Annotated in this window: 15 protein-coding genes; 12 read left to right on the plus strand and 3 right to left on the minus strand. The window is 71.1% G+C overall.

Features of this window, described 5'->3' with window-relative positions; translation table 11 throughout:
- Nucleotides 1–113 precede the first annotated feature (113 nt).
- The 8 genes from HNQ09_RS05985 to HNQ09_RS06020 all read left to right on the plus strand — a co-directional run bounded on the left by HNQ09_RS05985 (nt 114) and on the right by HNQ09_RS06020 (nt 6,224).
- Nucleotides 114–527 (plus strand): Fur family transcriptional regulator, encoded by a 414-nt coding sequence (locus HNQ09_RS05985; RefSeq protein ID WP_184026748.1) that lies wholly within the window; start codon nt 114–116, stop codon nt 525–527.
- 63 nt (nt 528–590) lie between these two features.
- On the plus strand, nt 591–1,247 hold the full coding sequence (locus HNQ09_RS05990) for a hypothetical protein (protein WP_184026750.1): 657 nt from the start codon (nt 591–593) through the stop codon (nt 1,245–1,247).
- A gap of 149 nt (nt 1,248–1,396) precedes the next feature.
- Nucleotides 1,397–1,600, plus strand: coding sequence for a hypervirulence associated TUDOR domain-containing protein (locus HNQ09_RS05995; protein WP_184026752.1), 204 nt, complete (start codon nt 1,397–1,399; stop codon nt 1,598–1,600).
- A gap of 134 nt (nt 1,601–1,734) precedes the next feature.
- Nucleotides 1,735–2,415: a MarC family protein gene (locus tag HNQ09_RS06000; protein WP_184026754.1), complete on the plus strand. Its 681-nt coding sequence runs from the start codon at nt 1,735–1,737 to the stop codon at nt 2,413–2,415.
- A 70-nt stretch (nt 2,416–2,485) separates the two neighbouring features.
- Nucleotides 2,486–3,061, plus strand: coding sequence for an HNH endonuclease (locus HNQ09_RS06005; RefSeq protein WP_246363168.1), 576 nt, complete (start codon nt 2,486–2,488; stop codon nt 3,059–3,061).
- Nucleotides 3,062–3,204: 143 nt separating this feature from the next.
- Nucleotides 3,205–5,079, plus strand: a complete 1,875-nt coding sequence (locus HNQ09_RS18790) for an NPCBM/NEW2 domain-containing protein (RefSeq protein ID WP_246363169.1) — start codon at nt 3,205–3,207, stop codon at nt 5,077–5,079.
- 45 nt (nt 5,080–5,124) lie between these two features.
- A complete protein-coding gene (locus tag HNQ09_RS06015; RefSeq protein WP_184026756.1) occupies nt 5,125–5,685 on the plus strand; it encodes an HD domain-containing protein in 561 nt (186 codons plus the stop codon).
- A gap of 95 nt (nt 5,686–5,780) precedes the next feature.
- Nucleotides 5,781–6,224: a hypothetical protein gene (locus tag HNQ09_RS06020; RefSeq protein WP_184026758.1), complete on the plus strand. Its 444-nt coding sequence runs from the start codon at nt 5,781–5,783 to the stop codon at nt 6,222–6,224.
- Nucleotides 6,225–6,297: 73 nt separating this feature from the next.
- Here HNQ09_RS06020 and HNQ09_RS06025 read toward each other — a convergent pair whose 3' ends face one another.
- From HNQ09_RS06025 to HNQ09_RS06035, 3 genes are read right to left on the minus strand one after another with little or no spacing between them, the layout of a single operon-like run.
- Complete coding sequence (locus HNQ09_RS06025; RefSeq protein WP_184026760.1) at nt 6,298–6,762, minus strand: response regulator; 465 nt, start codon at nt 6,760–6,762, stop codon at nt 6,298–6,300.
- Nucleotides 6,759–9,140, minus strand: a complete 2,382-nt coding sequence (locus tag HNQ09_RS06030; RefSeq protein ID WP_343057630.1) for a PAS domain-containing sensor histidine kinase — start codon at nt 9,138–9,140, stop codon at nt 6,759–6,761. Before HNQ09_RS06030 ends, HNQ09_RS06025 begins: the two co-directional genes overlap by 4 nt.
- Nucleotides 9,141–9,172: 32 nt before the next feature.
- Entirely contained in the window at nt 9,173–9,838 is a 666-nt protein-coding gene (locus HNQ09_RS06035) for a response regulator (RefSeq protein WP_184026762.1), read from the minus strand.
- 302 nt (nt 9,839–10,140) lie between these two features.
- On the opposite strand from HNQ09_RS06035, the gene HNQ09_RS06040 reads away from it, so the two are divergent.
- The 4 genes from HNQ09_RS06040 (at nt 10,141) to clpX (ending at nt 14,721) form a co-directional block, all read left to right on the plus strand.
- Nucleotides 10,141–11,814: a ribonuclease J gene (locus tag HNQ09_RS06040; RefSeq protein ID WP_184026764.1), complete on the plus strand. Its 1,674-nt coding sequence runs from the start codon at nt 10,141–10,143 to the stop codon at nt 11,812–11,814.
- An 89-nt stretch (nt 11,815–11,903) separates the two neighbouring features.
- Nucleotides 11,904–12,794, plus strand: coding sequence for an ornithine cyclodeaminase family protein (locus HNQ09_RS06045; RefSeq protein ID WP_184026766.1), 891 nt, complete (start codon nt 11,904–11,906; stop codon nt 12,792–12,794).
- A 101-nt stretch (nt 12,795–12,895) separates the two neighbouring features.
- Nucleotides 12,896–13,507: an ATP-dependent Clp protease proteolytic subunit gene (clpP, locus tag HNQ09_RS06050; RefSeq protein ID WP_221269641.1), complete on the plus strand. Its 612-nt coding sequence runs from the start codon at nt 12,896–12,898 to the stop codon at nt 13,505–13,507.
- Nucleotides 13,504–14,721, plus strand: a complete 1,218-nt coding sequence (gene clpX / locus HNQ09_RS06055; RefSeq protein ID WP_184026770.1) for an ATP-dependent Clp protease ATP-binding subunit ClpX — start codon at nt 13,504–13,506, stop codon at nt 14,719–14,721. The genes clpP and clpX overlap by 4 nt, the downstream gene beginning before the upstream one ends.
- Nucleotides 14,722–14,794: the final 73 nt, after the last annotated feature.

Consider the following 14,794-nt stretch of genomic DNA (forward strand, 5'->3'; position numbering starts at 1 on the left):
GAACGCGGAAGAAGCAGGGCGGCAAACCGCGCCCCGCGCCCGGCCTCCCGCGCCCCACCTCAACCGTAACGGCGGCGTCAGGCCCCCAGCCTCCCTTTTGCTATCCTCGCCCCATGACGATGGTGCGGCAGACCCGGCAGCGGCAGGCGGTGATCGAGGTGCTGCGGACTTCGCGGGCACACCCCGACGCGGCCTGGATTCATGCCCAGGTGCGCGCCGAGCTGCCCAGCGTGAGCCTGGGCACCGTCTACCGCACGCTCGACGCCCTGGTGCGCGACGGCGTGCTGATGACCATCGAGCGCGCGGGGCAGGCGACCCGCTACGACTACAAGCACGCGGGCGAGGACCACCACCACGCGGTTTGCCGGGGCTGCGGGGCGATTTTCGACGTGGACATGAGCGCGGTGCCCGGCCTCCCGGCGGCGGCGCTTCCGGGCGGCTTTCAGGTGACCGGGGTCCGGCTGGAATTCATGGGCGTGTGCGCCGGGTGCGCGGCCCAGCCCGAGGCCCGGCCCCCCGAGGGCTGAGGGGGACCCGCAGGAGGGCTGAGCGCCCGGTTTATCCCCGGCCTGCCGCGCTAGCCTGCGCGCATGACCGTGCCTGCCCCCGCCGCCCCCCGCCCGCCCCTCTTTCTCCCCTTTCTGCTGGGGTGGGGACTGGGGGCGCTGGGGCTGCTGCTGGTGCGTCAGATAGGGCTGGCGCTGCTTGAGGGACCATGTCAGGGCCGGACGGTGCTGGCGCTGCTGGTGCCGCTGGTGCTGGGACCGGGCGGGCTGGCCTTTACGGCGTCGAACTGGGGCCACCCCCGGCGGGCGGCGCTGGGGCTGGGACTGGTGGTCGCGTCCCTCTTTCCGGCGCTGGCGGTGGGGGCGCGCGACATCGGCGTGCTGCGCTCGACCGGCTGCGCGGGCGGCTACGTGGTGGTGACCCGCCCGGACGGCAGCCCGGCGGCCGAGATCACCCTGCGGGCGGGCGAGTCGCTCGGCCTGAGGGCGCGGATCGGCGGCTACACCCCCCAGTCTCACCCCGGTCCCTTTGCCCTGCGGACCCAGAGCAGCGCCCCCGGCCTGAGCCTGACGCTGGCCCGGCGCGAGGCCCCGGCAGGTCAGCCCTTTGCCCTGCGCCTGACGGTGGCCCCCGGAACGCCCCCCAACACCTACACCGTGGGCGTGCAGGGCGTCCAGCAGAGCGGCGCGCAGGCCGCCGCCGAGGCGACGGGAAGCCTCGACGTGATCGTGCGCCCCTGACCTCAGCGCGGCGGGGCCGCCGCACGCCTTTTGCGACCGCGCCCCACGGCGGCACAGACCTTTGTGAGGACGCCGACAGGTCCGCCGCAGGGCACGTGGCAGGGTGCAGGCACAGCCGCAAGCAGGCACGGGCAGGCACGGAGGCGGACATGGCACTCAAGGTCGGCGATCACGTGAAATGGAAGAGCCACGGGGGCGAGGCGCGCGGGCGGGTCGTGCAAGTGGCCCACACGGACGGCGAGGTCGGCGGGTTTCACTACCGGGCCAGCCGGGACGATCCCCGCTCCATCGTGGAGCTGCAAGACGGCAAGCACGCCGCGCACACCGGGGAAGCGCTCACGAAGGTGGAGTAGACGCAGGGGCAGACCCCGCTGCGGAAAAAGTGCGGGAGACAGCGGGAGGCCCCGGGGTCGCCCTGTGCCTTCCGGCGCCGATCCTGCTGCCCCCCGGCGCCGCTTGCCCGCACACGCGGCAGTAGGCTAGGGCCGTGAACGTGGCGGAACTTTCCAGCATCAGTCTCCAGACCTTCCTGACCATGCTGGTGGTCATGGACCCCATCGGGCTGGCGCCGATCTTTATCGGGCTGGCTGGCAACCGCCCCAGCTTCGAGCGGCGGCGGGTGGCGGTCAAGGCGACGCTGGTGGCGGGCGTGATCATCCTCCTGTTCGGGCTGTTCGGCCGGGCGCTGCTGGAGCACCTGGGCATCAGCCTGAGCGCTTTCCGGATCGCGGGCGGCATCCTGCTCTTTCTGATCGCGCTGGACATGGTCTTTGCGCGCCCCAGCGGCTCCAAGGAGACGCCCGAGGAGGAGCAGGAGGCCCAGGAGCGCCAGGACATCAGCGTCTTTCCGCTGGCGATTCCCCTGATCGCCGGACCCGGCACGCTGGCGAGCATCATGATTCTGGCGGGCGACGCGCACGGCAGCCTGCCGCTGCTCTCGGCGGTCTTTTTCGTGACCTTTGGGGTGCTGGGGCTGTGTTACCTCGCCCTGCGCCTCTCGGGGCAGATCGCGCGGGTGATCGGCCTGACCGGCGTGCACGTGGTCACGCGGGTGCTGGGCGTGCTGCTGGGCGCCCTGGCGGTGCAGTACGTGGCCGACGGGGTGCTGGAATTCCTGCGCCCCGCCGCAGAGGCCGGGTGGAGGCCGGGGCTGGCCCTGCTGGGCTGAGCAGGCCCAGGCCCGCCCCGGAGCGGCTAAGCGACTTGGCGCAACATCGGGCTGGCGGGCGCGCCTTAAAATGCGCCTCGTGACCCCGTTAACGAGCGTGACGAGAGAGGAGGCGCGCGGGATGCGCGTGGCGCCCGACCTGAATGCGCCGCGTGTGCTGGTCCTGAACGCGTCGTACGAACCCCTGCACGTGACGAGCGCCAAGCGCGCCATCACGCTCGTGCAGTACGGGGTGGCCGAGGTGCTGGAGGCCGGAACCGACGTGGTCCGCTCGCCCAGCACGGTGCTGCGGGTGCCCAGCGTGATCCGGCTGCGGCGCTACATTCGCCGCCCACGGGTGCATCCGGTGCCCTTTAACCGCCGCAACGTGCTGCGGCGCGACACCTTCACCTGCCAGTACTGCGGGGCCGAGGAGGACCTCACCCTCGACCACGTCTTGCCCCGGTCGCGCGGGGGGCGGCACAACTGGGACAACGTGATCACTGCCTGCCGCACCTGCAACCAGCGCAAGGGGAACCGCACCCCCGACGAGGCCGGGATGCCGCTCAGGACCCGGCCTCGCGCGCCCACCTTCGGCGTCTACGCCCACGGCCAGTTCGCCCACTGGCAGCCTGAGTGGGCGCGGTATATCGGCGAACGCGGCTGAGGCCCGCCCGCCGCCGCTGCCCCCTGCCGGGCACCCTGGTCCGCCGCCGGGGTGCCCGGCACGGTTGATGCCCGGTCCCCCGGTTTACCCTGAAGGCCGCTTTCACCTTCGTCGCCTCTCGCCACCCCGGAGGACGCCCGCCCATGCCCAGCCCCCTCAAGCGTTGGTCTCCGCTGCTGCTCACGCTCGCCCTGGCCGCCTGCTCGCAGCCCTCCGGCTCCGGCCCCCGGCCGGACGGCAACTACGACGGGGTGGAGGGGAGCTGGACGCTGCCCGCGCCCCTGGCCCCGCAGGCCCTGACCGCCGGGGTGAACACGCTGGGCTACGAACGCGCGCTCAGCGCCAGCAACGGCTGGGGGCCGATCGAAAAGGACCGCAGCAACGGCGAACGCGCGGCGGGCGACGGGCGGCCCCTGACGGTGGGCGGGCGCGTCTTCGCGCAGGGCTACGGGGTCCACGCGCCCAGCGAGCTGACCTACAGCCTGAGCAGCGCGGACGGCTCGGCGTGCGTGCGTTTTCAGGCGCAGGTCGGCCTCGACGACGAGGTGGGGAGCCGGGGCAGCGCCGTCTTTCAGGTCTGGGGCGACAGTCAGAAGCTGTATGACAGCGGCGTGCAGAGAGGCACCGACCCGGCCCGGGCGGTGGACGTGAACCTGCGGGGGCGGGCGACCCTGCGGCTGGTCGTGACCGACGGCGGCGACGGCAAGAGCTACGACCACGCCGACTGGCTCTCGCCCACCATCACCTGCGAGGCGGGCACGGCGGCGCTGGTGCCGCAGACGGTGACGGTGCCGGGCGGGCTGCGCTCGGCCCCCTTCGACACGCCGCGCACGCTGAACGTGCCCGCCGGCTCGCGCATCTCGGTGGTGGCGCGGGTGCCGGGCGCGCGCTTCCTGCTGACCCTGCCGGGCGGCGACCTGCTGGTCTCGCAACCGGGGCAGGGCCGGGTGCTGCGGCTGGCGGCGGGAACGGCCCCCGACGCGCCCCGCGCGGCCTCGGTGCTGCTGGAGGGCCTGCGCTCCCCCCACGACCTGGTGCTCTCGACCCAGGGGGGCACGCCCTACCTGTACGTGGCCGAGACGCACCGGATCATGCGCTACCCGCTGCGCGGCGGGCTGCCGGACGCGGCCGCCGGGCAGACGGTCGTCTCGGGGCTGCCCGACGCCAGCCTGCCCGAGCTGCGCGGCAACTACGGCCACGCCCTCAAGAACATCGCCGTGGACGGGGACACGCTCTACGTCTCCATCGCCTCGGCCACCAACGCCGACCCCGCCGACCTGGCTGCCACGCCCAAGCGCGGCGCGGTCTACGCCTACGCGGCGAACACCCTGAACCAGGCGGGGGCCGCCGGACGGCTCTACGCCCAGGGCATCCGCAACGCCGAGGGCCTGGCCATCGCGCCCGGCACCCGCGACCTGTGGGTGGCGGTGAACAACCGCGACAACGTGGCCTACCCCTTTCACCGCGACATCACCGGAGACGGACAGGACGATTACGGCCAGGTCGTCCCGAGCTACGTGGACGACCACCCGCCCGAGCCGCTGATCCGGGTGCGAGACGGCGGGCACTACGGCTGGCCCTTTTGCAACCCCAACCCGGACGGCGGGCTGCTGAACATGCCCTTCGACCGCGACGTGCAGACCAACGCGGACGGCCGCCGCCTGAACTGCGACTTGGCCGACCGGGTGACGGTGGGGATGCCCGCCCACGCCGCCCCGCTGGGCCTGACCTTCTGGACGGGGCCAGGTGTGCCGGCGGGCTACAGCGGCGGCGCGGTCGTCGGGCAGCACGGCTCGTGGAACCGGCGCAGCTTCAGCGGGCACAAGTTCGTGCTGTTTCCCAAAACGGCGACGGGTCTGGGCCTGGAACGCGACCTCGTCACCGGCTTCGTGACCGACGCCGTGAACAAGCAGCGCTGGGGCCGTCCGGTGGACGCCGCCGTGGCGCCGGACGGCGGGCTGTACCTCAGCGACGATTTCAGCGGCGCGGTGTATCACCTCTCGCCGCCCGCACCCTGAGGCTGCTGGCCCGGCCCCCACGCAGCGCGGCTCTAGACTGCCGCCATGAACCGCGATCAGGCCTACGCGCTGATGACCGAGCACACGCCCTCCGAGTCGCTGCGGCGGCACATGCTGAACGTGGAGGCGGCGATGCGCTGGTACGCCCGCTTCTTCGGCGAGGACGAGGAACTGTACGCCGTGGCGGGCCTGCTGCACGACTTCGACTACGAGCTGCACCCGCAGGAGCACCCGGCCTGGGGGGTCGCCTACCTGCGCGAGCACACCGACACCCCCCCCGAGGTGCTCGACGCGATCCTGGGGCACGCGAGCTTTACCGGCACGCCGCGCACCACCCGGCTGGCCCAGACCCTCTTCGCGGTGGACGAGTTGACCGGACTGGTGCAGGCCGCCGCCCTGATCCGGCCCGACCGTGACGTGCGCGGCGTGGAGCTGGGCAGCCTGAAAAAACGCTTCAAGAACCGGGCCTTCGCGGCGGGCGTCAACCGTGAGGAGGTCGTGCAGGGGGCCGCCGAACTGGGCGTGGACCTCGAAACTCATCTCGGCAACGTGCTGAGCGCGCTTCAGCAGGAGGCGGCCGCCGGACAGAACACCCAGGGCACATGAAGGTCTCATGGAGGCGTCCTCAGCGTGAGAACATCTGCGGCACTCAGACTGTGGGCAACTCAACCGTTGCTTTTCAAGCGACCTCAAGGAGACCCATGAACAAGACGCTGCTGACCCTCGCTCTGCTGTTTGCCGCCCCCGCCGCCCTGGCGACCGCCCCCAGCTCCAGCTACGTGCAGGTGCAGGACACCACCTCGGGCGACACCAACACCGACGCGACCGACGGCGCGGCCGAGAGCATCGGCGAGAACCTGGACGAGGCGGGCGCGGCCGTCGGCGAGACGGTCGATGACGCCGCCGCCGCGACCGGCGAGGCCGTGGACGACGTGGCGACCGACGTGAACAACGCCGTGGACCCCAACGGCGACGGTGTGGTCGACGCCAACGCCGACGGCGTGGCCGACACCCGCCAGTTCCCCTGGGGCCTGCTGGGCCTCGCGGGCCTCTTCGGCCTGATGGGCCGCAACCGCCCCGGCCCGGTGCCGGTTACCCACACGACCACCACGACCGGCGTGGGCACCACCACCGACCGCCGCTAAGCCTCACCCGCAAAAGTCCCCCCACCGCCAGGGTGGGGGGCTTTGTTGTGCCGGTCACGGGGCAGCGCCCCGCTCAGGCCCGGGGCGGAAAGCGCACGAAGGTCATCCAGAAGTCCTCGAAGGCGCGGATGGCGTTCAGGAAGTTCTCGAAGCCCACCGGCTTGACCACGTAGCCGCTGGCGTGCCGGGCGTAGGAGCCGCGCACGTCGTCTTCCGACTGGCTGGTGGTGAGCATCACGACCGGGATGGGCGCCAGCTCGGGGTCATTTTTGATCTCGGCCAGGACCTCCAGGCCGTTTTTGCGGGGCATGTTGATGTCGAGCAAGATCACGTCGGGGCGGGGCATGCCGGCGTGCTCGCCCTCGCCGCGCAAGAAGCGCAGGGCCTCCACCCCGTCGCGGACTACGTGGACCCGGTTGGGCACCCGCGCACCTTCGAAGGCCTCCTGGGTGAGCAGCACGTCGGGTTCGCTGTCCTCGACCAGCAGGATCTCGATGGGGCGGCTGTGGGCGCGCGCGGCGGCAGAAGCCGGAGTCATGCGGGCGCCTTGCCCTGCGGTGGGGCCAGCGGCGGAGACAGCGGCAGGCGCAGGTGAAAGGTGCTGCCCTGTCCAGGTTCCGAGCTGAGCGTCAGCGAGCCGCCGTGGCTCTCGGCGATCTTGCGGCAGATCGCCAGGCCCATCCCGTTGCCCGGATAGGTTTCGCGTGAATTCAGACGCTGGAAGATCGCGAACACCCGCTCATGATACTCGGCGGCGATGCCGATGCCGTTGTCGGAGACCCGCAGGTGGACCTGTCCCTCCTCGGTGCGGGCCGTCACGCGGACCTGGGGCGCCACGCCCTCGCGGTGAAACTTCAGGCCGTTGCTGATCAGGTTGGTGAGCAGCTGCACCAGCAGCCCCGGGTGGCCCGGCACCGTCTGGTCGGCCTCCCAGCTAAGCTGGCCGCCCGTCTCCTCCAGCGCACTCTGGACATTCTGCTCGGCCTGACGCAGCACCTCGGCCAGGGCGACCGGCTGCGGCGCGGCCCCCACCCGGCCGACCCGGGCGAATCCCAGCAGGTCCTGAATCAGCCCGCGCATCCGCTCGACCGCGTCGCCCATAAAGGCCAGATACTGGTCGGCGCGCGGGTCGAGCTGCCCCTGGTAGCGCCGCGAGAGCAGCTCGGCGTAGCTGCCCACCGTCCGCAGCGGTTCTTGCAGGTCGTGCGAGGCGATGTAGGCGAACTGTTCGAGGTCGTGGTTGCTGCGCTCCAGGTTCGCCACCGCCGCTTCTAGCGCCGCCTGCGCCCGCTGGCGCTCGGTGATGTCCTGAAACATCACGACCGCGCCCGTCACGGCGCCCGCCGCGTCGCGGGTGGGCGTGACCACATAGGACACCGGCACCGCGTGCCCCTGGGCGTGCCAGAACACGTCGGCCTCGCAGCGGCGCGGCTGGCCGTCGCGCAGCGTCTGGTGCACCGGGCAGTCCCCGGGCGGGTAGGGCTGGCCGTCCGCGCGGTGGTGGTGAATCAGGGCGTGCTGGTCAGACCCGATCAATCGCTCGACCCCGTAGCCCAGCACTCCGGCGGCGGCGCGGTTGGCAAAGGTCGTGCGCCCCGCCGCGTCCAGCCCGAAGATGCCCTCCCCGGCGGCGCCCAGCAGCAGGGTCGAGAAGCGGGTGAGGTCGGCCAGCTCGCGGGTGCGCGCCTGCACCCGGTCTTCGAGTTCGGCGTTGAGCGCCCGCAGGTGCTCCTCGGCGGCGCGGACCGCGCTGAGGTCCTGGTTGACCCCCACCCACTCGCGCACGTTCCCGCCCGCGTGCGTGACGGCCACGCCGCGCGCCTGCATGGGCACGTACACCCCGTCGGCGCGGCGCAGGCGGTATTCGGTCTGGTAGGGACGGCCCGTCCCGACCGCCTCCTGCCAGGCGGCCAGCGTGGCGGCGCGGTCCTCGGGATGAATCATCGCCAGCCAGCCTGCGCCGCTGTACTCCCCGGGCGTCTGCCCGGTAAAGGCGGTCCAGCCGGGCTGCGGGCCGAGCATCTCGCCTTCGGGGGAGGTGATCCACACGATCTGCGAGGTCGCCTCGACCAGCGAGCGGTAACGCTGCTCGCTGCGCGCCAGCTGCTCTTGCAACGCCCGCTCCCCGGTCACGTCGGCAAAGACGGTGGTGACCCCCTTGGGCTGCGGGGAACCCGGCACCCCGCGCGGCAGGGCGGTCACGTTCAGCCAGCGGGTCTCGGGCGGGCGCCCCGCCGCGCCCGGAATCACCACGCCCACCGGCACGTCGCGCTGCACCTGGCCGCTGCGCAGGGCGGCCGCCGTGGGCAGCTCGGCGGCGGGCAGCGGTTCCCCCGCCGGGGTGACGGTGTGCCAGCGGGTATCGGCGGGCGCTTCCCCGGTCATCTGGGCGAGGTCGAGGCCCAGCAGAAGCTGCCCCGCCGCGTTGGCGTGCAGCACCCGGCCCTCCTGGTCTTGCACCAGCATCCCCAGGCCCAGGCCGTCCATCAGTTCCTCGGCGACCTCCAGCGGGTGGCGCGAGTCGCGCAGGTGCAGCAGCGCTCGCCCGGGGCCGCCCGGCGTCAGGGTCGCCAGCGCCGGCGCCTGACTGCCCGCCAGCCGCACGCTGCGGCGCACCTCGGCGGCCCCCGCCCAGACCTGCGCCGCCGCCGCCGCGAGCACCTGCGCCGTCTCGGGCACAAAGGCGGCGGTCCAGTCCAGCCCCGCGCCCTCGCCCAGCCGCTCCCGGGCGGCGGGGTTGAGCCACGCGCCGCCCGCCTCGCCTCCCGGACCCGCCTGCTCGATCAGCAGCACCGGATCGGGCAGCGCCCGCAGCAACCCCAGCAGCTCGGCCTGGGCGGGGAACGGACGGGTCTCTGGCCTTTCCACATCCGGCCCGGCGGCGTCCGGGGCGGCGGCGCGGGCCTCGCGGCTCACAGCTCTGTCCTCATCGGCCTGCCCTGGCCCGCTCAGCCGCGCAGGGCGTAGCCGACGCCGCGCACGGTCCGCAGCAGCCCGTAGCCGTCGAGGTCGCGCAGTTTGGCGCGCAGGTTCGCCATATGCACGTCCACGACGTTGCTGCCTTCCGGGAGGCGGCCCTGCCAGATTTCCTGGCCGATCTCGTGGCGCGAGTAGACCCGGCCCGGCTGGCGAATCAGCAGCGCCAGGATGTCGAACTCCTTGGGCGAGAGCCGCAGTTCCTCGGCCTTGTAGGTCACCAGCCGCTTCTGGGGGTCGAGGGTCAGGTCGCCCATGCTCAGGCTCTCGGTGACGCGCTGGCGCAGCTGCACCTTGACGCGGGCGACAAGTTCGTCGGGGTGAAAGGGCTTGATCAGGTAGTCGTCGGCGCCCAGGCCCAGCAGCCGGACCTTCTCGTCCACGGTGTCGCGGGCAGTCAAGACGATGATGGGCACGGCACTGTTCTTGCGCAGCCGCTGCACCACGTCGCCGCCGTCGAAGTCGGGCAGACCGAGGTCGAGGAGGATCAGCTCGGGGTGGTCCTCGCGCGCCCGGATCAACCCGTTCATCGCCGAGTCGGCGTGCTCGACCTCGTACCCCGCGTCCGAGAGGTCCATCCGCAGCACGTTGGCGATGTCGAGGTCATCCTCAATGACAAGAATCCGTTGGGCACTCACCCCCTCATGATACCTGCCTTTACCCGCGCTTTAGCCGCGAAAAGCGGAAGGGGGGGGGCGTCAGGGCGGGGGGGCTTCCCGGCTCCGGCGGCTCCCGCCGGGGCGTGTGCTACCCTGCGGGGACTGCGCCCCGCGCCGCCCCCGCGGCCGGGCCGACACAATCCGCTCTCACTGGGCCGCGCCCGGGATTTCCCGTGTGGCCGCACCATTCTCGCTTAGCCTCCACCCCAGAAGCTGCCCGCCTCGCCCTCCCCGCTGGGGACGCCAGGTCCGGGTCCGCACTATCCCCACGGAGAATTCACATGACCAACCCCCCCCAGGACGGGCCGACGGGCCAGGCGGCCCCCCACCTCGAAGTGATTCCGCTCGGCGGCATGGGCGAGATCGGCAAGAACATCACCGCCTACCGCTATGGCGACGAGATCATGGTCGTGGACGGCGGCCTGGCCTTTCCGGACGCGCACCAGCTCGGGATCGACCTGATCATTCCCCGGATCGACTACCTCCAGGCCAACGCCGGGCTGATCAAGGGCTGGATTCTGACCCACGGCCACGAGGACCACATCGGCGGCCTGCCCTACATCCTGCCCCGGCTGCCCAAGGTGCCGGTCTACGGCGCGGCGCTGACCCTGGGGCTGGTGCGCGAGAAGCTCTCCGAGTTCGGGATCAAGGACGGCGACGTGGACCTGCGCGAGGTGGACCTCAACGACAAGGTCCGCATCGGCAAGACCTTTCAGGTCGAGTTCCTGCGGATGACCCACTCCATCCCCGACAACATGGGCTACCTGCTGACCACACCCGCCGGGGTGGTCATGCACACCGGAGACTTCAAGCTCGACGAGCACCCCGCCGACGGCAAGCCCTCGGACCTCGCGCGCATCGAGCAGGCGGGGAAAGACGGCGTGCTGCTGCTCATCAGCGATTCGACGAACGCCGAGCGTCCGGGGCGCACCCCCAGCGAGGCGGAAGTGGCGAAGAATCTGGAGGAGCTGATCGCGGGCCTCAAGGGCCGGGTCTTCCTGACCACCTTCGCCTCGCAGGTCAACCGCATCCAGAACCTGCTGCACATCGCCCACCGCCAGGGGCGCCGGGTGGTCATGGAAGGCCGCTCGATGCTGAAGTACGCGCAGGTCGCCCAGGCCACCGGGCACCTGGAGACGCCCGACCCCTTCCTGACCTCCGAGGAGGTCTCGGGGCTGCAAGACCAGCAGATTCTCTACGTCTGCACCGGCTCGCAGGGGCAGCCCATGGCGGTGCTGGGGCGGCTCGCCTTCGGCAACCACGCCAAGATCGCGCTGCGGCGCGGCGACAGCGTGATTTTGAGCAGCAACCCGATTCCCGGCAACGAGGAGGCGGTCAACCTGATCGTCAACCGCCTGTACGAGATCGGCGTGGACGTGTACCACCCGCCGACCTACCGGGTCCACGCCTCCGGGCACGGCTCGCAGGAGGAACTGGCGACCATCCTCAACCTCGCGCGGCCCAAATTCTTCCTGCCCTGGCACGGCGAACCCCGCCACCAGATCAACCACGCCAAGCTCGCCCAGACGCTTCCCCGCCCCCCCAAGCGCACCCTGATCGCCAAGAACGGTGACGTGGTCCGCGTCTCACAGAGCGAGTTCAAGGTGACGGGCACCGTGCCTGCGGGCGCCGTGTACGTGGACGGCCTGGGCGTGGGCGACATCGGGGACGACATCCTGCTCGACCGCGCCTCCATGGGCCAGGAGGGCATCCTGATCATGACGGCGGTGCTGCACCCCACCCCGCACGTCGAGATCGTCTCGCGCGGCTTCGTGCGTGCCAACCGCGACCTCGACGCCCAGATTCGCAAGGTCGCGCTGGACGCGGTCGAGGGCGGTCTGCGCGAGAAGAAGCGCCTGGAAGACGTGCGCGACGACATGTACGGGGCGGTGCGCCGTTTTGTCCGCAAGGCGACGGGGCGCAACCCGGTCCTGATCCCCATGATCGTGGACTGAGGCGGAAGGTGGGGCAGGCGGGGGCCGGGGCGCGAGGCGCTTTTCCGGCCCCCGCGCCTGTGGGGAACGGCTCATGGTACAAGCGGCCCATGACCCGGCTGCTGACCGACGCGGATGTTCACGCCTTTCCGATCCTGGCGGCACTGGACGCTCTCCGCGAGGCGCTGCGGGCACACGCACGGGGCACGCTGAGCGCTCCTGCCCGTTTGCACGCCGCCAACCTGGCCTTCACGGTCGGTGCCCTGAGCGGCGGTGGGCGCCAGGGCGTGCTGGGCTTCCGCGCCTACCACACCCTGGACGCTCCACACGACGACCAGCTCGTCGCGGTGTGGGACGCGGCGACCGGAAAGCTGGAGGGCGTGGTCGTGGGATCGGCGCTGGGGCCGCTGCGGACGGCGTGTCTGGGGGCCGTGGCCGCCGACCTGCTGGCCCGGCCGGACGCGCGGACGCTGGGGCTGATCGGCAGCGGCGTACAGGCCCGCGCACACGCTCTGGCCGTGGCCCAGGTGCGTTCCCTTACGCGGGTGCGGGTCTACAGCCGCAGCGCCCAACGCCGGGAGGCCCTGGCCCACGACCTGCGCGCGCGCGGCCTTCCGGCCGAGGCGGTGGGCAGCGCTCAGGAGGCGGCCGGGGGGAGCGACCTGCTCACGCTGGCGACGAACAGCCCGGTGCCCGTGATCGAGAGCGGGTGGCTTGAGCCGGGGACGCACGTCACGACCCTGGGTCCCAAGGAACGGGAGCGGCACGAGTTTCCAGCCGACCTCGCGAACCGCGCCGGGCTGATCGTGACGGACAGTCCGGCGCAGCTCGGGGCGTATCCTGGCGGCCACCTGCTGGCAGGCGCGCCCGTGAAGGCGCTGAGCACCGTGCTGGAAGCCGGATACCTGCGGCCGTCTCCAGACGACATCACGCTCTTTCTCTCGGTAGGCCTGGCTGGAACGGAGGTGGCGCTGGCCCACGCCCTCCTGAACCGGACCTGAACTGCGGAAGCCGGAGAGCCGGGCGAGGAAAAGAGGCCGCCCGGTCCACGCCCCTTTTCAGCGCAGCCTTGCCCACCTTCGCCCCGGAGGCCCGTGCGATAATGCCGCCCATGAGCGTGATTCCCTACGTGATCGAACAGACCGGTCGGGGCGAGCGGATGTACGACATCTACTCGCGCCTGCTCAAGGACCGGATCATCTTTGTGGGCACGCCCATCGAGTCGCAGATGGCGAACACCATCGTCGCGCAGCTGCTGCTGCTCGATTCGCAAAACCCCGAGCAGGAGATCCAGATGTACATCAACTGCCCCGGCGGGGAGGTCTACGCCGGGCTGGCGATCTACGACACCATGCGCTACATCAAAGCGCCGGTGTCGACCATCTGCGTCGGGATCGCCATGAGCATGGGCAGCGTGCTGCTGATGGCCGGGGACAAGGGCAAGCGCATGGCCCTGCCCAACAGCCGGATCATGATCCACCAGGGGTCGGCGGGCTTCCGGGGCAACACGCCGGATCTGGAGGTGCAGGCCAAGGAGGTGCTGCACCTGCGCGACAAGCTGGTCGAGATCTACCACCGCCACACCGATCTCCCGCACGACAAGCTGCTGCGCGACATGGAGCGCGACTACTTCATGTCGCCCGCCGAGGCCCAGAAGTACGGGCTGATCGACTCGGTGATCGAGAGTACCCGCGTGACCGAGGCCACGCTGTGACCGGCAAGGGCCAGGGCCTGGGCGACCGCTGCTCGTTTTGCGGGCGCCAGCACCCCCAGATCGCCCAGCTGATCGAGGCGCCGGGCCGCGCGGCGTTCATCTGCAACGAGTGCACCGACCGGGCCTACGAACTCGTCAAGCAAAACCGCAAGGCGGGCAGCGAGTTCGCCCTTGACGAGCTGCCCACCCCGCGCGAGATCAAGGCCTACCTCGACGAGTTCGTGATCGGGCAGGACGAGGCGAAAAAGGCCCTCGCGGTCGCGGTCGTCAGCCACTACCAGCGGCTGGCCCACCCCGACGTGAGCCTGCAAAAGAGCAACATCCTGCTGATCGGCCCGACCGGCACCGGCAAGACGCTGCTGGCGCAGTCGCTGGCCGAGATGCTGGAAGTACCCTTTGCGATTGCCGACGCGACCACGCTGACCGAGGCCGGGTACGTGGGCGACGACGTGGAGAACGTGATCGTCCGGCTGCTGCAAGCCGCCGAGTACGACGTGGCGGCCGCCGAGCGCGGGATCATCTACATCGACGAGATCGACAAGATCGCCCGCAAGTCGGAGGGCACCTCCATCACCCGCGACGTGTCGGGTGAGGGCGTGCAGCAGGCCCTGCTGAAGATCATCGAGGGTACGGTCGCGCAGGTGCCGCCGCAGGGAGGCCGCAAGCACCCGCAGCAGGAACTCGTGCAGGTCAACACCAAGAACATCCTCTTTATCGTGGGCGGCGCCTTCGAGAGCATGGCCGACATCGCCCGCAGCCGCACCAACGTGCGCGCGGTGGGCTTCGGGGCCGAGCACAAGGGCGAGGAGAAAGAAGAGCTGCGCTTCCTGCCCGAGGACCTGGTGAAGTTCGGGCTGATTCCCGAGTTCGTGGGCCGTCTGCCGCTGGTCGTGCAGCTTCAGGACCTCGACGAGGAGGCGCTGGTGCGCATCCTGACCGAGCCGCAGGGCGCCATCGTCAAGCAGTACCAGGCGCTGTTCGGTTTTCAGGACGTGGACCTGAACTTCACCGACGCCGCGCTGCGCGAGGTGGCGCGCCGGGCGCAGTCGCGCAAGACCGGCGCGCGGGGCCTGCGGGCCGTGCTGGAAAAGGCGATGACCGACCTGCTGTTCGAGCTGCCCCACGAGGGCCTGCGCGAGCTGCATTTCGACGCCGAGCACATTGACCACCCGCTGGCCTTGATTGAGTCTGATGGACTCAAGAAGTCTGCCTAAACGCAAGGAAGATTACAGCAGGCCCCCGCCCACGTCCCTAGAATTCCGGGACATCGTGGGCGGGGGTCTCGTT

Origin of the sequence: Deinococcus budaensis (assembly GCF_014201885.1) — a bacterium.
Lineage (GTDB): Bacteria > Deinococcota > Deinococci > Deinococcales > Deinococcaceae > Deinococcus > Deinococcus budaensis.